The following is a 15,580-nucleotide window of genomic DNA, read 5'->3' as shown; positions in this document are numbered from 1 at the left end:
CAAGCTGGCGCGCGATCCCGATCGCAAGCCTGAGCGCGATCTCGGTCGCAAGCTTCGGCGTGCGATGCCTATCGCCGACGCCGGGCGCGCTTCAGCGCCTCGGCGCGGCTCGCGGCCTCCTCGAGTGCGGCGAGGAGCGCGACGTGGTCGGCAGGCGCAAGGATCGCGATCGTCTCGGCCAGCCGGTTGGCAAGCGTGGTGGCGGCCGGTCCGAGGCCCGCCGTCTCCACCGTCACCTTCGGGTGCGAGAGCTCGGCAAGGCGCTGCAGCTCCTCGGCATCGTCCCATATCACGTTGAGATAGCCGATGATGCGCTGCAGGAGATCCCAGGTCGGGCGGCCGCGCCGCCCATGCTCCAGCGCCGAGAGATAAGCCGAGGAGACACTGAGCGAGCGCGCCATCTCGCTCTGCGTCACGCCGCGCTCGCGCCGCAGCGCGCGCACCTTCTCGCCGAACGGCGTCACGGCCGGCGCACCCGTACGTAGAAGGCGCCCTCGCCGCCATGGCCGCGCTCGGCCGGCTCGAAGCCGGCGACGAGCCGCCGGAATTCGGGCGTCGAGAACCAGTGCGGCATCGCGCGCTTGAGCGTGCCGGTGGAGCCGAACGAGGCACCGCGCCCGGTGATCACGAGCACGTGGCGGTGGCCGCGGGCCTGCGCCCCCCGCAGGAAGAAGAGGAGCGTGCCGTGCGCCACCGCCTCGGTCTGCCCGTGCAGGTCGATGCGGTCGTCGAGCGCGACGCGCCCCTTGCCGATCTTGCGCCGCACCGGACGCTCGATCGGATGCAAAACGGGCAACGCGGGCGTGCGTCGGGCCGGCGTCTCCGGCAGGACGGGCGCCGTCCAGACCGCGGTGGCGCGCGCCTTGCCGGGCGGCGGAGGCGGAGGCGGCGCGGGCGCCGGGACCTCCGGCGCGGGCGGCATCTCGGGGGCCGTCTTGCCCTTCAGCGGCCGGGCCGAGCGCGCGATCGCCACCCAGAGCCGCGTCTCCTCCCCCGAAAGCTGGCGACGGCGCTTCATCGGTCCGCCCTCTCCACGCTGTTTTCGCGCGGGCGCAGCAGGGTGAAGCGGGCGGGATGGCGGATGCCGCCGGCAAGCGCGCCGGCGCTCGCGCCCGAGCCGGTGAAGATGTCGCCCCGCGCGGGGCCGACGATGGCCGACCCCGTGTCCTGCGCCACCATCAGCCGCCGGAAGGGTGCGCCCTCGACGACGAGCGTCGGCGCCTCCACGAGGATCGGCGTGCCGTAGGCGTGAAGGAGGCGATCCACCGCCAGCGAGGCGAGCGGCGTCAGCGCCACGCCGGCGCCGCCGATCGGCCCGGCCTCTGGCTCGTCGTCCGGCATTTCGCGAAAGAAGATGAAGGAGCGGTTCTGGTCGAGAACGCGGCGCATCTCGGCGGGATGGGCGGCCAGCCAGCGGCGCAGGCCCGCCATGTCCGCCTCCTCCAGCGCCAGGCGCCCTTCCTGCACGAGGACGCGGCCGATCGCGGTGAAGCGGTGACCGTTCTTGGCGGCGTAGCCGACCCGCATCGTCGTGCCGTCCGGCAGCGCCAGGCGCGCCGATCCCTGGACGTGAACGAAGAAGGCGTCGATGGGATCGGCCAGCCAGGCGATCTCGAGACCTCGGCCCGCCAAGGCGCCAGCCTCGATGGTGGCGCGGTCGGGATAGTCGCGCGTCGAGCCGTCGGGGAGGCTCTGCACGAAGCGCCCGGGTGCACCCTCGCTCTCGGGCGGCACCGTCACGAGATCGGACGGCGGGACGTAGAGCGGCACGGTGAACGCGTCGGTGCGTTCACGCGATCCCGCCACGAGCGGCTCGTAATAGCCGGTAACGAAGCCGGGCGTCTCGACCCGCACCGGCTCGAACGCCTGCTCGAAGAAGCGGCGGGCCTGTGTCTGCGAGACAGGATCGGGCGTTGCGACGAGCGCCTGGAAGGCCGCGTCGAGCAAAGCTGCGGAAACTCCACCGGCCGCCGGCGCACGGGTCTCCGGTGCCGCGAGAACGGTAGCGCCATTCGGCGAGGCCGTCGTCGATGCGACGGCGGAGCGGCGAAACGCGGCGAGGGCCGGCACGACGTCGAGCGTCGGCCAGCCCTCGAGTTCCGCGAAGCGAAGCGGCGTCACGGCAGGAAACGGATCGGTGGGGGGCACGGGACGCCTTCGGGCGGTTCGGCCGATGGGCGCGCCGCCGCAAAGCGCGGCGGGCGACGATCGTCAGTCTTCGGACTCGGTCTCGACCAGCTTCCAGTTGGGATCGCGCGAGCGCGTGTCGCGGGCGAAGGTCCAGACGTCGCGCACCTCGACCACCGTCTCGGGGTCGCCGTCGACGACCTCGCCATTGGCTTTGGTGGTGGCCGAAATCAGCTGCGAGACGATGCGCAGTGTAATGAAGGCCTCGCGGTCCTTCAGCTCGGCCCCCGCCACCGCGGCGTCGTTGATGCCGACGAAGGATGACTGCATCCGCTCGCCCCGCGCCTCGCGCTGGGTGATCGAGGCCTCGAAGCCCTGGTAGACCTCCGGTGACAGCAGGTTCTTCAGGAGCTTGCGGTCGCCATCGGCAAAGGCCGTCACCACCATCTCGTAGGCGATCTTGGCGCCCTCCATGAACTGCTTCATGTCGAAGGTGGGGTCGGCATCCCGAATGCGCCGAAGCTCGGCATTGGCGGGCGTGCCCGGCGCGGCCAGCGCGTCGATCGCCTCGTAGGTACCGGAGACGGCCACCGGCTCGTCGCCGACGCGACGCGAGGGCAGCGTCACGACGTTGCCCTGAGATTGCGTCGCCGTGTCGGCCGGACGCGAGAAGGGATCGAAGGGCGGGCGCTCGTTGCCGGTGCGCCGTCCCAGCACGCTGCGCAGCTGATAGAGGACAATCGCCGCCACCACGATGAAGAAGATCGTCCCAAAGCCCATGAAGCTGCGTGCGCCTTTCGCGTTTTCGGTCAACGAAGCTTTATATAGTGGGAGGTCTCCGCGCATTCAAATTCACGAAGACGCGTCTTATCTAGGGATTGAACCCGGCTCATAGCCGAGCAGACTGGCCGGCGAGGGGCTGCCGGCGAGAGCGACCCGTTCCACCCGCCCCGGAGTTGCCGTTTCCCCATGCCGCTGATCCTCGTTCCCCTGGCGCTTCTGGCGCTGCCGCTTCTCGAGATCGGCGTCTTCATCTGGGTCGGCAGCCATATCGGCGTCGGCTGGACGCTGGCCCTCGTGGTGCTTTCGGTGGTGGTCGGCGCGATGCTGCTGCGCCGGCAGACCCTCTCGACGCTCACCGCCGCCCGCGCCGCAGCGCGGGCCGGGCGGGTGCCCGACCGCGAGATCGCGCACGGCGCGATGATCGCGCTCGCCGGCATCCTCCTCGTGCTGCCCGGCTTCGTCACCGACGTCGTCGGGCTGCTGCTCTTCGTGCCCCCCGTCCGCGATCTCTTGTGGAACGCCCTGCGCCGTCGCATCCGCGTCGTGAATGTCGGTGCGCGCCCGGCGCCGGCCGCCGACATCGTGGAGCTCGACGGGGCCGAGTTCCGGCGCCGCGACGGCAGCCCGTGGATCCGCATCGACGACGATCGGCGCGGTCCGGGCGCGCCGGGCGCGGGACCGACCCTGCACTAAGCCCGCACCGGCCGGCCGCGCCGCTTGCGCCGCCGGACCTCGCCTTGTTCTCGCGGCCCCCGCGTGATAGCTGCCGCACCGATCCACGGCGCCGCGTGACGCCCAACCGGCGCTTGGCGCCGACCCTTCGGAGGATGTCCATGTCCGAGACCACCATGCCGCCCGTGAACGGAAACGGCGCGACCCCGGAAGCCCCGAACCTCAGCATTCTCGCCCAGTACATCAAGGATCTCTCCTTCGAGAGCCCGAAGGCGCCGGCCTCGCTGCGCGGCCAGGCGCGGGCGCCCGGCATCAACATCGGCGTCAATGTCGGCGCCAACGCGGTGGCTGGCAGCGAGGGCGAGTACGACGTGCGCCTGACGCTGAACGCGCGCGCCGGCGAGGGCGCCGACACGTTGTTTCACGTGGAACTCGAATATGGCGGCGTCTTCCGCCTCGAGCACTTCCCGCAGGAGCACATGCTGCCGCTGCTCTTCATCGAGTGCCCGCGCCTGCTCTTCCCCTTCGCGCGCCAGATCGTCGCCGACGTCACGCGCAATGCCGGCTTTCCGCCGCTGATGATCGACCCCATCGACTTCTCGGCGCTGTTCACGCAGCGCATGGCCGAGGAGCGCGCCCGCCAGCAGGTCCAGACCGTCTGACGGCTCATCGATCCGAAAGTTGAGAACGAGGCGCCCCGGCATCCCCGGCGGCGCCTTTTTCGTCGGGAACGCTCAGTCGGTTTCGGGATCGACCGTTCGGCGGAAGCGCTCGACCGCTGCCGGAAAGGCTTCGGCCAGCCGCTCCGCCGCCTCGACCGAAGGAACGGGATCGGCAGCGAGGCTCATCCGCGCCAGCATAGGCCGGCGCACCATCGCGGCCAAGCCAGCGGCTACTCGGCGGCGACGGCCTGCGCCGAGCCCAGCACCTTCGGCCAGAGCGCATCGGGGCCGAGCGTCGCGACGAAGGCGGCGTGGGCGTCGATCTCGGCGGGGCTGAGGCGCGGCGCGAGCGCCACGGGGCGCGGCGGCACGCGCATCGGCGCGAGTTCCACGCCGCGCTCGTCCAGCCCGTCGGCGTCGGTGACGAGCCGCAGCGCCGACTGCCGGCCGCCGATCAGCTCGATATAGACCTGCGCCAGAAGCTCGGAATCGACGAGCGCGCCGTGCTTCTCGCGCTTGCTCGTGTCGATCTGGAAGCGCGAGCAGAGCGCGTCGAGCGTCGCCGGCGCCATCGGAAACTTGCGCCGCGCCATCGGCAGCGTGTCGATCACGAGGCCGGGCTCGATCGCCGGGCGCCCGAGCCGGCCGAGCTCGGCATTGAGGAAGCGGATGTCGAAGGCAGCGTTGTGGGCGATCAGCCGCGCGCCGTCGAAGAAGGCGGCGAAGTCATCGACGATCTCGGCGAAGACCGGCTTGTCGCGCAGGAACTCGTCGGAGAGGCCGTGAATGTCGAAGGCGGACGGATCGACCTTGCGGCCCTCGGGCCGGATGAAGCAGTGGTAGTCGCGCCCCGTCGGGATGTGGTTCCAGAGCTCGATGCCGCCGATCTCGATGACGCGGTCCTGTGCGAAGTCGAGGCCGGTGGTTTCTGTGTCGAAGACGATCTCGCGCATGGGGCTCTCCGGTGTCCGCCCCTTCATGTCGGGCCTTCCCGGTCGTGCCGCAAGCGGCTTGATGCGCGATGAACGGGCTTCTCCCCTGCGCTAAACGCCTGTTCCCTTTTTGTTTTCGTCCTCAAGCAGAAGCATCGCGGCGATGCGCCGGATCTCGGCCTGCGTCGCCGCCATCCCGGCGCCGGTGTCCACGACGAGATCGGCGCGCCGTCGCTTCTCGGCGTCCGGCATCTGTTTCGCCAGGATCGCCTCGAAGCGCTCCGGCGTCATGCCGGGGCGGGCCAGCACCCGCGCCCGCTGCACCTCGGGGGGCGCGGTGACGACGAGCGTGCGATCGACGCGGGTCTCGCCGCCGGTCTCGAACAGGAGGGGAATGTCGAGCACCGCGAGGCGCGCGCCGGCCTCGTGCGCCTCGCGCAGGAACCGTGCCTCCTCGGCCCGCACCAGCGGATGAACGATCGCCTCCAGATCGCGCAGCGCCGCGGCGTCGCCGAGAACGCGGGTCCCGAGCGCCGCGCGGTCCACCGTGCCGCCGGCAAGCGTGCCGGGAAAGCGCGCCTCGATGAGCGGCGCGGCGAGACCACTGTAGAGCCGGTGCACCGCCTCGTCGGCAGAATGAACGGGGCACCCGAGCGCCGCGAACATTGCGGCCGCCGTCGACTTGCCCATGCCGATCGAGCCGGTGAGGCCAAGGACGATCATGGCGGTCAGTCGTTCACGGCGAAGGCGATGCGCCAGACCGGGCCATCCGCATCCCGCTCGGGTTCGATGCGAACGAGCGCGTAGCGGCAGCGGAACTCCAGCGCCGCCTCGCCGTCCTCGCGCTCCTGGCGCCAGTCGAGCACGGCGAAGGCGCTGGCCCCGTCGCCCGCCGCCTCGATCGTGCGGTAGGTCGAATGCACGATCTCCTCGCGCTCGAACACGGCGAGCAGCGCCTCGATGTTCTCCGTCAGTTCGGCCTCGTCGGCGAAGACGTTGCCGCGGCCCGCCTGCCAGATGGTGACGGGAAAGGCGAAGCAGGCGGCGATGGCGGCGGCGTCGAAATCGTCGAAGCCGCCGGCATAGGCGGTGAAGAGATCCTCGATCGCGTCCTCGGCGTCATGGGCGTCGCTCGGCGCGGGCTCGAACAGGGGATGGGGGGAGCGCTCGTCCATGGGGGAAGTCCTTCTGCGCGCACCGGCGACGGATCGCCGGAGCGGGATTGAGGCGGCGGACGGCCGGGCCGATGGCGGCCCGCGCCGCCGGATGGCGGGAGATCAGCGCGCGGCGTCGATATCGTTGAGGATACGCGCCCGCAGGGCCGGCGTCACGTTCGGGCGTGCGCCGAACCAGCGCTCGAAGCCGGGCACTGCCTGATGCAGCAGCATACCCAGCCCGTCGGCGGTGCGGTGGCCGCGCCGGCGTGCCTCGGCGAGGAACGGCGTCTCCAGCGGCACGTAGACGATGTCGGTCACGAGGGCGGCGGGGGCGAGCCCTTCGAGCGAGGTCTCGGCGGCGCCCTGCGCCGCGCCGCCGCCCTTTTCGGACGGGCGCGTGTTGACGAGGAGGTCGGTGCCGGCGAGGCGGCTCGCCAGCCCGGCGTCGTCGAGGGCCACGAGGCGCGCGCCGCGGCCGGCGAAATCCGCGGCCAGCCGCTCGGCGCGATCTCGGCTGCGGTTGGCGACGGCGATCTCGCCGATCCCCGCCTCGACCAGCGCCTGAACCACGGCGCGCGCCGCGCCTCCGGCGCCGAGCACGACGGCGTTCTGCGCATCGCGCCAGCCTTTGAGCCGCTCGTCGAGATTGGCCGAGAAGCCGTAGGCGTCGGTGTTGCCGCCGACGAGGCGATCCCCCTCGAACCACAGCGTGTTCACCGCGCCAATCGCCTCGGCCGCCCCGTCGCGCCGATCGGCGGCGGCAAAGGCGGCCTCCTTGTGGGGAATGGTGACGTTGCCGCCCGTCCAGCCGGCGGCGCGCAGGCCCTGGAGGAAGGCCGCAAACTCTTCCGGCGGCACGCCCGCGCGCTCGTAGGCGCCGGGAAGCGCGTGCTCCTCCAGCCAGAAGCCGTGGATCAGCGGCGAGCGCGAATGGGCGATCGGCCAGCCGGCGACGAAGGCGCGCGGGCCCTCCAGCGACGATCCGGCGGGACGGGACAGGACGGGCATCGCGAGATCAGCCATCGATCGCGCCGCGAGCCCGCAGCTCCGCCACGAGCGGCAGGATCGGCAGGCCGATGATGGTGAAGAAGTCGCCCTCGATGCGCTCCATCAGCTGGATGCCCTGCTTCTCGATCTGGTAGGCGCCGACGCTGGTGAGGATGGCGTCGCCCGCCCGTGCGAGGTAGCGGCCGATCTCGCCGGGAACGAGCGGGCGCAGCGTGATGCGGGCGACCCCGACATGGCGCCAGGTCACGCTGCCGTCCTCGACGATCACCACGGCGCTCGTCAGCTGGTGGGTGCGCCCCGCGAGCGCCAGCAGCGTGCGGCGCGCGGCCTCCATGTCGGCGGGCTTGTGAAACATCGTGTCGCCCAGCGACAGCGTCTGGTCGGCGCCGATCACCAGCGCGCCGCGATGGCGCTTGGAGACGTCGGCGGCCTTGGCTTCGGCAAGAACGGCGGCGATCTCCTCGGGTGCGAGGCCGCTGCCGGTCAGCGGCGCCTCCAGCGCGCGCTCGTCGAGCGAGGACGGATCGACGGTGACGTCGACGCCGGCATTCTTCAGGAGTTCGCGCCGATGGATGCTGCCGGAGGCGAGAACGATGGGCTTCGTCATGAGAATCCTTGCCTCAACACTCGGCATGATCGAGCTCTGTTCGGGTGCGAAACGACGGGATGGACCACCGTTAAGACCTGATAACACGAGCTTCGAAAACCTTCCCGAAGAGCCTTAACGTTAGTGTTTTCTTCAAGTTTGGCGGCTTTAATAACCATTAAGAGCGGTTTTGCGAACCGGCTCGCATTCGTTCGGTGGCATTCCCCGGAAAATCGCTCGATCTTACGCGCGGATCGAGCCGGGTGCATGGCGAGGGCGGACTCGATTCGCTCGGGAACCGCAAGCGGGCGCCCGGTTTGTGCCCGCAGATTCCGCCGCCCTGTGGGCGAGTGCGGACAAGTCGGCCAATTGTCCCGGCCTCGCCCGGGCCGCCGGGATAACCCACCCGTCGTCCACAGAACATACTCCGGGCAGGCTTGTGGAAAGGAGCTTGTGAAAAACGGGGACGGGCCGATCCGGCAGTCGGGTCGCTTGCCGATATGTCTTCGGCGAAGCAGCGGGTTGCGGCGGATGCGCGAGGGCGAGGGCGGCGTGCCGATGCGCGCGTCGTTTCGGGCGCCCTGTTGATCCCTGCTATTCACCGACTCATAGAATCAGAATCCTAGAATCCTTGGATTCTCTTCTAAAAGGGCCGGACGGGAAAAGCCGAGCCGAGCGTCCCCGACCGATCGACGCAAGGAAGAAGGCGAGGACTGGACGCAAGGGCGGCGACGCGTCATGTCCTCGCCTTCAGACGCGAAGCGCGCTCTTCGCCCGCCCGCCCCACCCTCGAAAGATCCCCATGGAACAGCGAAAGCTTCTGCGCGTCCTCGCCGGCGAGACGGTGACGCCGCCCCCCGTGTGGCTGATGCGCCAGGCCGGTCGCTATCTTCCCGAATACCGCGCCACCCGTGCCGCCGCGGGCTCCTTCCTCGACCTCTGCTATAATCCCGATCTCGCGACGGAGGTAACGCTGCAGCCGATCCGGCGCTTCGGCTTCGACGCGGCGATCCTCTTCTCCGACATCCTCGTGATCCCCGACACACTGCGGCGCAACGTGCGCTTCGTGGTGGGCGAGGGTCCGCAGATGGATCCGATCGCCCCGCACGAGATCGCGGCGCTCGATCCCACCCATGCCGAGACGCATCTGGCGCCGGTGATCGCGACGGTGGCGCGGCTGCGCGCCGAGCTCCCGACTGAGACCGCGCTCATCGGCTTCTGCGGCGCACCCTGGACGGTGGCGACCTACATGATCGCCGGCCACGGCACGCCCGACCAGGCGCCCGCCCGGCTCTTCGGCTATCGCCATCCCGCCGAGATGGACGCCCTCCTGGCGCTGCTCGCCGAGATGAGCGCCGACTACCTCATCCGCCAGCTCCGGGCGGGGGCGGACTGCGTGCAGATCTTCGACAGCTGGGCCGGGGTGCTGGACGAACTCTCCTTCGAGCGCTTCTCGGTGGGCCCGACGCGGCGCATCGTGGAGCGGGTGCGTGCGAGCGTGCCGGCGGCGCGCATCATCGGCTTCGCCAAGGGCGCGGGGCCGCTGCTCGAGCGCTACCGCTCGGGCACCGGCGTCGACGCCATCGGGCTCGACTGGTCGGTACCGTTCTCGCACGGCGCGGCGCTGCAGCGGGGCGGCCCGGTGCAGGGCAATCTCGATCCGCTGCGCCTCATCGCCGGCGGGCGGGCGCTGGAGGAAGGCGTCGACGCCATCCTCGATCAGCTCGGGGCGGGACCGCTGATCTTCAATCTCGGCCACGGCATCACCCCGGACGCGCCGATCGCCCATGTCGAGGCGCTGCTGCGGCGCGTGCGCGGCTGAGGGGATCGCCGGGGCCTCGTTCGAGGGGCGGCGCTGCCGGTGAGCGGCCGGCGCCGCTGGTGAACAGCTGAGCCATTGGTGACTGGCCGAGGACAACCCGTCCGCTTTCGCCTGGAACCGTTCTCGACTAGGCAGGACCGACCGTTCCCGCTTTCCGGACGCCCCTCCCGGCGCCCGCTTCCCCCGAAGGTTCCGCCATGGCCGCCAAGACCCCTCCCCTTCCCGAGTTCGTCACGCCCGGCCCGGTCGGCACCCGCACGCCCAGGGATCGCTCGGTGCTGGCCGCGCTCGGCGCCGGCGCGGTGCTGGCGCTCGTGCTCTTCGCTCTCGTGCCGCTCGGGGCGCAGCTCTGGGTCAAGGCGCTGCACGTCGTGGCCGTCATCTCGTGGATGGCGGGCATGCTCTACCTGCCGCGCCTCTTCGTCTACCACACCGAGGCCGGCGCCGGATCGCCGCAGGCCGAGACCTTCAAGGTGATGGAGCGGCGCCTGATGCGGGCGATCATCAACCCGGCGATGGTGGTGACCTGGGTCTCCGGCCTGTGGATGGCGATCGAGGTCTTCGCCTTCCAGGGCGGCTGGCTGCACGCCAAGATCCTGCTGGTGGTGCTGATGACCGGCGCGCACGGCTATTTCTCGGCCTCGCGCAAGCGCCTGGAGCGCGACGAGATCACCAAGTCGGCCAAGCACTGGCGGATGATGAACGAGGTGCCGACGGTGCTTCTCGTGCTCATCGTCGTGCTGGTGATCGTCAAGCCCTTCTGAGGCGCTCCGGCCACGTCGCCGGCAAAGCCGGCTTGCCTTTCGCGGCCCCCGTGCGATCTTGAGGGCGCGGTCCTTCTCGGAAGCCTGCCGCCCTCGCAACCCCGTCCGGGAGATCCCAGCCCTTGCCTTCGTCCCCTGCCCGCGCCCGCCCCGCAACCTGCCTCGTGGTGATGGGACCGTCCGGCACGGGCAAGACCACCACCGCCCGGCTCCTGTCGCAGCGGCTCGGCTGGAAGTTCGCCGAGGCCGACGAATTCCACCCCAAGGCCAATATCGAGAAGATGTCGGCGGGCCTGCCCCTCGACGATGCCGACCGCGCGCCCTGGCTCGCCCTCATCCGCGACTGGATCTCCGACGAGGCGGGAATGGGCGAGAGCACGGTGATCACCTGCTCGGCGCTGAAGCGGCGCTACCGCGACGTCTTGCGCGGCGCCGAGGCGCGGGTGCGCTTCGTGGAGCTCGAGGCCGACCCCGAGCTCGTCGGCACCCGGCTCGCCGCGCGCAAGGGCCACTACATGCCGGCCTCGCTGCTCGCCTCGCAATATGCCGACTTCCAGCCGCTCGAAGAGGGCGAGGACGGCGTGCGCGTCTCGGTGGCGCAGGCCCCCGAGGCGGTGGCGGCCGAGGCGCTGCAGCGGCTGGACCTCGGCGACGCCGCGGTGCTGCGCGCGCACTGAGCGCCCCCGCCGGCCCGGGCCCGGGGTGGGAGGATCGAGCTTTCACGCGAAGGTGGTGGCCGCTCGCGGGCCATCTTGCGTGCGCTTCGCCGCGCGGCTATACGTCTTCCCGTATCCCGCCTTTCGGTGCGGACCGGCTGTTCAGCCCGCGTCCCGCCTCTCGCAGCCAGATCATACGCATCCCGTAGTCCGGCCCGACCTTTCCCCGTCCGACGAACACCCTCGAGGGCAGCCCCGCGACCAGCGTGTCCGGGCCGAGCTTCCGGGGCGGAGCCCAAGCCTTCCATGTCAGAGATCACGACACCCGAACTCCCGATCGACGAGCCGCTGGGCCATGCGAGCGAGAGCGGAGCGACGCCGCACGAGGCGCAGAAGGGCACCGACGCCCGGCCGAGCGAGATCAAGCTTCAGGACCTGAAGAACAAGACCGCCGCCGATCTCGTCGCCTTCGCCGAGGAGAACCAGGTCGAGAGCGCCTCGACGCTGCGCAAGCAGGAACTGCTCTTCGCCATCCTCAAGCGCCTGGCCGCGCAGGACATCGAGATCATCGGCGAGGGCGTCGTCGAGATCCTGCAGGACGGCTTCGCCTTCCTGCGCTCGCCCGAGGCGAACTACCTGCCCGGCCCCGACGACATCTACATCTCGCCGTCGCAGATCCGCCGCTTCTCGTTCAAGACCGGCGACACGGTGGAGGGCACGATCCGCGGGCCCAAGGACGGCGAGCGCTATTTCGCGCTGCTCAAGGTCAACACGATCAATTTCGACGATCCCGAAAAGATCAAGCACAAGAGCCATTTCGACAATCTGACGCCGCTCTACCCGGACGAGCGCTTCAAGATGGAACATCCCGATTCCACGCGAAAGGACCTCTCGGCCCGCGTGATCGATCTCGTGGCCCCGCTCGGCAAGGGCCAGCGCGCGCTCATCGTGGCGCCGCCTCGCACCGGCAAGACGGTGCTCCTGCAGAACATCGCCCATTCCATCACCGCCAACCATCCCGAGTGCTACCTCATCGTGCTGCTCATCGACGAGCGGCCGGAAGAGGTGACCGACATGCAGCGCTCGGTGAAGGGCGAGGTCGTCTCCTCCACCTTCGACGAGCCGGCGACGCGCCACGTGGCGGTGGCCGAGATGGTGATCGAGAAGGCCAAGCGCCTCGTCGAGCACGGGCGCGACGTCGTGATCCTGCTCGATTCCATCACCCGCCTTGGGCGCGCCTACAACACGGTGGTGCCCTCCTCCGGCAAGGTGCTGACGGGCGGCGTCGACGCCAACGCCCTGCAGCGGCCGAAGCGCTTCTTCGGCGCGGCGCGCAACATCGAGGAGGGCGGCTCCCTCACGATCATCGCCACCGCCCTCATCGACACGGGTTCGCGCATGGACGAGGTGATCTTCGAGGAGTTCAAGGGCACCGGCAATTCCGAGCTCGTGCTCGACCGCAAGGTGGCCGACAAGCGCATCTTCCCGGCGATGGACATCCTCAAGTCCGGCACCCGCAAGGAAGACCTCCTCGTGCCGCGCGGCGACCTGCAGAAGATCTTCGTGCTGCGCCGCATCCTCTCGCCGATGGGCACGACCGACGCGATCGAGTTCCTCAACGACAAGCTCAAGCAGACGAAGACCAACGGCGACTTCTTCGACTCGATGAACACCTGACCGCACGCCGCGCCTGCCGACCGGGCGGGCGAGACGAAACGTTCCGAGCCTGCTAAAGGGCCGTCGCAGCGATGCGGCGGCCCTTTCTTCTGTCCGGCCCGGCCGCCGAGAGGGAGTTCGCCATGACCGACCAGCCGGGCCGCCCCGATGCCGTGCGCCGCGTCGAGATCGCCGCCCTGGCGGCCTCGCTGCCGATCCGCGTGGTGGAGACGAAGACGATCGCCCGCACCGCCGCGGAAGCCGCGGTCGCCGTCTCCGCCGAGGTCGGGCAGATCGTCAAGAGCCTCGTCTTCCGCGGCAAGGCCAGCGGCGAGGCGGTGCTGCTGCTCGTCTCCGGCGCCAACCGGGTGGACGAGGCGGCCGTTGCGGCCGAGATCGGCGAGGCGCTGGAGCGCCCCGACGCCGCCTTCGTGCGCGAGGCCACGGGCTTTGCCATCGGCGGCGTCGCGCCGCTCGGCAGCCTTCATCCCATCCGCACCTTCATGGACCGCGATCTCCTTGCCTTCGACGCGGTCTGGGCCGCCGCGGGCACGCCCTTCCACGTCTTCGAGACGACGCCGGAGGCGCTGCGCATCGCCGCCGACGCCGCGGTCATCGCGGTGCGCTGAACCGCGCGTTCAGGCCTCCCGCAGCAACGCCGCGAGCGCCGCGGGATCGAAGACCGGGGGCCGGCAGGTCTGGCGGCGGCAGAGGATCGCGGCGGGAAAGCGCGGGGGGCGCAGGGCCGAGACGGCGAGCGTCTCGGGCAGCCCGGCGGGATCGTTGCTGACGAGATCGGCGCGGTTGAGATCGACATGCCCGCGCGCCGCGGCCTCCATCTCCGTGAAGCCGGGATTGGAGCGGAAGCCCAGGATCGTCAGCTCCGAGGCGTGGGCGACCCGGTCGAGCGCCGAGACGAGGCCGGGATAGGCCGCCGGCTGCTCGCCGATGCGCCCGCGCGCTAGAGCCCCCGCCCGCGCGGCGCGGCCGGCGATCTCGGCGTCGCCGCCGGCCTGGGCCAGAAGCGCCAGCCCCTCCACCACCAGCGCGGTGGCGCCGGGAACCGCGTCGTCGGTGTCGCCGCGCAGCGGCACGAGCACGTCGCCGGCGTCGCTTGCCGTCATCATGTGTCCGCCCTCGCCGTCGCCGTGCCAGCGCTCCAGCGCGTCGGCGAGAAGCCGGCCCTGCGCGAGGGCGGCGGCGTCGCCGGTGGCGAGGAAGAGCGCCGCCGCCGCCGCGATCAACGCGCCGTAGTCGCCGGCCAGGGCGACGCCGGAGAGGCGCCCGTCGCGCTCGGCGTGATGCAGGCGCCCGTCTCGGGTCATGCCGCGCGTCACCGCCTCGAAGGCGCCGCGCGCGAGGTCGAGCGCTTGCGCGTGGGGCAGTGCCGCGCCCGCCTCGGCGAGCGCGCGGATCAGAAGCCCGTTCCAGTCGGCGAGCAGCTTGTCGTCGCGGCCCGGACGCGGGCGGGCGGTGCGGCGCGCTAGAAGCAGGCCACGGATCTCGGCGAAACCATCCGGTTCATCCGTCCCCGAACCCGCGCCGCCGAGCCGGTCGAGGATCGTCTTGCCCTCCCAGTTGCCGCCCGGCTGGACGTCGTAGGCCGCGCGGAAGGCGTCGGCCTCGGGCCGCCCCGCCAGCACCGCGTCGAGCTCGGTGGTCGACCAGACGTAGAAGGCCCCCTCCTCCATGTGGCCGGCATCATCCGGGCTGTCGGCGTCGAGCGAGGCGGCGAAGCCGCCGCTCTCCAGCCGCATCTCGCGCTCGAGAAAGGCCACGGTCTCCTCGATGCGGCACCGGAACAGCGGCTCGCCGGTGGCGCGCCAGCCCCAGACGAGATGGCGCAGGAACTGCGCCTGGTCGTAGAGCATCTTCTCGAAATGCGGCACCAGCCAGCGCGCGTCGGTGCTGTAGCGATGCAGGCCCCCGCCGACGTGATCGTAGATGCCGCCTTCGCAGAGCGAACGCAGCGTCGTGAGGAAGCCCTCGCGATGGGCCGGCGGCCCCGCGGGGAAGGCCGAGCGGGCGAGGAGTTCCAGATAGGGGGCATTGGGGAATTTCGGGGCGCCGCGCATGCCGCCGTGATCGGGATCGATCAGCCCGGCGATGCGGGGCGCGGCCTGCGCCACGAGATCCCTCTCGATCTCGGCCGCCTCGGCCCCGCCGGCACCGAGAAAGCGGCGCAGATGCGTGCCCAGCGTGTCGGCGCTCTTCAGGAGGCCCTCGCGCTTGCCGTTCCAGGCCTTGGAGACGGCCTCCAGCAGTTCGGTGAAGCCCGGCCGCCCGTGGGCGCCGCGCGGCGGATAGTAGGTGCCGCCGTAGAAGGGCTCGCCGCGCGGGGTGAGGAACATCGTCATCGGCCAGCCGCCCTGCTCGCCCATCGCCTGCAGTGCGCTCATGTAGAGATGGTCGATGTCGGGCCGCTCCTCGCGGTCCACCTTCACGTTGACGAAGAGCCGGTTCATCACGGCGGCGACGGCCGGATCCTCGAAGCTCTCGTGCGCCATCACGTGGCACCAGTGGCAGGCCGCGTAGCCGATCGACAGGAGGATCGGTCGATCCAGCGCCTCGGCTTCGGCCAGCACCGCCGGCGACCATTCGCGCCAGTGCACGGGATTGTCGCGGTGCTGCAGGAGATAGGGGCTGATCGCCTCGCCCAGGCGGTTTCCCGGCGCGTTCGCTTGGCTGCTCATGGGTCGGCCCTCTTTTGTCGCTGCTCCCCATCAGCTAGGGCAGGCGCGGGGGATCGCGACCG

The 15,580-nt window shown here is 70.8% G+C and carries 18 protein-coding genes; 7 read left to right on the top strand and 11 right to left on the bottom strand.

Going from position 1 to position 15,580, the window contains the following annotated elements; genetic code table 11:
* Positions 1 to 68: 68 nt before the first annotated feature.
* From GGR04_RS06925 to GGR04_RS06910, 4 genes are all read right to left on the bottom strand, one after another.
* On the bottom strand, positions 69 to 464 hold the full coding sequence (locus tag GGR04_RS06925; RefSeq protein WP_183199122.1) for a helix-turn-helix domain-containing protein: 396 nt from the start codon (positions 462 to 464) through the stop codon (positions 69 to 71).
* Positions 461 to 1,018 carry a Smr/MutS family protein gene (locus GGR04_RS06920; RefSeq protein WP_183199121.1) on the bottom strand — a complete coding sequence of 186 codons (558 nt, stop codon included), beginning with the start codon at positions 1,016 to 1,018 and terminating at the stop codon, positions 461 to 463. Before GGR04_RS06920 ends, GGR04_RS06925 begins: the two co-directional genes overlap by 4 nt.
* Positions 1,015 to 2,148, bottom strand: a complete 1,134-nt coding sequence (gene mltA / locus GGR04_RS24400; RefSeq protein ID WP_312857417.1) for a murein transglycosylase A — start codon at positions 2,146 to 2,148, stop codon at positions 1,015 to 1,017. Before mltA ends, GGR04_RS06920 begins: the two co-directional genes overlap by 4 nt.
* Positions 2,149 to 2,211: 63 nt before the next feature.
* Positions 2,212 to 2,907: a Tim44/TimA family putative adaptor protein gene (locus GGR04_RS06910; RefSeq protein WP_183199120.1), complete on the bottom strand. Its 696-nt coding sequence runs from the start codon at positions 2,905 to 2,907 to the stop codon at positions 2,212 to 2,214.
* A 189-nt stretch (positions 2,908 to 3,096) separates the two neighbouring features.
* On the opposite strand from GGR04_RS06910, the gene GGR04_RS06905 reads away from it, so the two are divergent.
* Both GGR04_RS06905 and secB read left to right on the top strand, forming a co-directional pair.
* Positions 3,097 to 3,603, top strand: a complete 507-nt coding sequence (locus tag GGR04_RS06905; protein ID WP_183199119.1) for an FxsA family protein — start codon at positions 3,097 to 3,099, stop codon at positions 3,601 to 3,603.
* Between the two features lie 140 nt (positions 3,604 to 3,743).
* Positions 3,744 to 4,244, top strand: a complete 501-nt coding sequence (gene secB, locus GGR04_RS06900) for a protein-export chaperone SecB (RefSeq protein WP_183199118.1) — start codon at positions 3,744 to 3,746, stop codon at positions 4,242 to 4,244.
* Positions 4,245 to 4,316: 72 nt separating this feature from the next.
* Here secB and GGR04_RS06895 read toward each other — a convergent pair whose 3' ends face one another.
* The 6 genes from GGR04_RS06895 to GGR04_RS06870 all read right to left on the bottom strand — a co-directional run bounded on the left by GGR04_RS06895 (position 4,317) and on the right by GGR04_RS06870 (position 7,948).
* Positions 4,317 to 4,457, bottom strand: a complete 141-nt coding sequence (locus tag GGR04_RS06895) for a hypothetical protein (protein WP_210291686.1) — start codon at positions 4,455 to 4,457, stop codon at positions 4,317 to 4,319.
* A gap of 17 nt (positions 4,458 to 4,474) precedes the next feature.
* Positions 4,475 to 5,197 (bottom strand): DNA polymerase III subunit epsilon, encoded by a 723-nt coding sequence (gene dnaQ, locus GGR04_RS06890; protein ID WP_183199116.1) that lies wholly within the window; start codon positions 5,195 to 5,197, stop codon positions 4,475 to 4,477.
* 90 nt (positions 5,198 to 5,287) lie between these two features.
* Complete coding sequence (gene coaE, locus GGR04_RS06885) at positions 5,288 to 5,899, bottom strand: dephospho-CoA kinase (protein ID WP_183199115.1); 612 nt, start codon at positions 5,897 to 5,899, stop codon at positions 5,288 to 5,290.
* A gap of 5 nt (positions 5,900 to 5,904) precedes the next feature.
* Positions 5,905 to 6,351: a DUF6841 family protein gene (locus GGR04_RS06880; RefSeq protein WP_183199114.1), complete on the bottom strand. Its 447-nt coding sequence runs from the start codon at positions 6,349 to 6,351 to the stop codon at positions 5,905 to 5,907.
* Between the two features lie 102 nt (positions 6,352 to 6,453).
* Positions 6,454 to 7,356 carry a shikimate dehydrogenase gene (locus GGR04_RS06875; protein WP_246392895.1) on the bottom strand — a complete coding sequence of 301 codons (903 nt, stop codon included), beginning with the start codon at positions 7,354 to 7,356 and terminating at the stop codon, positions 6,454 to 6,456.
* Positions 7,349 to 7,948, bottom strand: a complete 600-nt coding sequence (locus tag GGR04_RS06870; protein ID WP_183199113.1) for a Maf-like protein — start codon at positions 7,946 to 7,948, stop codon at positions 7,349 to 7,351. Before GGR04_RS06870 ends, GGR04_RS06875 begins: the two co-directional genes overlap by 8 nt.
* Positions 7,949 to 8,723: 775 nt before the next feature.
* On the opposite strand from GGR04_RS06870, the gene hemE reads away from it, so the two are divergent.
* The 5 genes from hemE to GGR04_RS06845 all read left to right on the top strand — a co-directional run bounded on the left by hemE (position 8,724) and on the right by GGR04_RS06845 (position 13,454).
* On the top strand, positions 8,724 to 9,749 hold the full coding sequence (gene hemE / locus GGR04_RS06865) for a uroporphyrinogen decarboxylase (RefSeq protein WP_376769836.1): 1,026 nt from the start codon (positions 8,724 to 8,726) through the stop codon (positions 9,747 to 9,749).
* Positions 9,750 to 9,946: 197 nt separating this feature from the next.
* Complete coding sequence (gene hemJ, locus GGR04_RS06860) at positions 9,947 to 10,513, top strand: protoporphyrinogen oxidase HemJ (RefSeq protein WP_183199111.1); 567 nt, start codon at positions 9,947 to 9,949, stop codon at positions 10,511 to 10,513.
* A 122-nt stretch (positions 10,514 to 10,635) separates the two neighbouring features.
* Positions 10,636 to 11,190 carry a gluconokinase gene (locus GGR04_RS06855; protein WP_376769830.1) on the top strand — a complete coding sequence of 185 codons (555 nt, stop codon included), beginning with the start codon at positions 10,636 to 10,638 and terminating at the stop codon, positions 11,188 to 11,190.
* Between the two features lie 399 nt (positions 11,191 to 11,589).
* Positions 11,590 to 12,846: a transcription termination factor Rho gene (gene rho, locus GGR04_RS06850; protein ID WP_183199383.1), complete on the top strand. Its 1,257-nt coding sequence runs from the start codon at positions 11,590 to 11,592 to the stop codon at positions 12,844 to 12,846.
* A 122-nt stretch (positions 12,847 to 12,968) separates the two neighbouring features.
* Complete coding sequence (locus GGR04_RS06845; RefSeq protein ID WP_183199110.1) at positions 12,969 to 13,454, top strand: YbaK/EbsC family protein; 486 nt, start codon at positions 12,969 to 12,971, stop codon at positions 13,452 to 13,454.
* 9 nt (positions 13,455 to 13,463) lie between these two features.
* On the opposite strand, the gene GGR04_RS06840 is transcribed toward GGR04_RS06845, so the two are convergent.
* On the bottom strand, positions 13,464 to 15,518 hold the full coding sequence (locus GGR04_RS06840) for a thioredoxin domain-containing protein (RefSeq protein WP_183199109.1): 2,055 nt from the start codon (positions 15,516 to 15,518) through the stop codon (positions 13,464 to 13,466).
* Positions 15,519 to 15,580 lie beyond the last annotated feature (62 nt).

Origin of the sequence: Aureimonas pseudogalii, assembly GCF_014196835.1 — a bacterium.
GTDB classification, from domain to species: domain Bacteria; phylum Pseudomonadota; class Alphaproteobacteria; order Rhizobiales; family Rhizobiaceae; genus Aureimonas; species Aureimonas pseudogalii.
The sequence above is the reverse complement of the archived record's forward strand: the minus strand, read 5'-3'. Positions and strand labels throughout refer to the sequence as shown.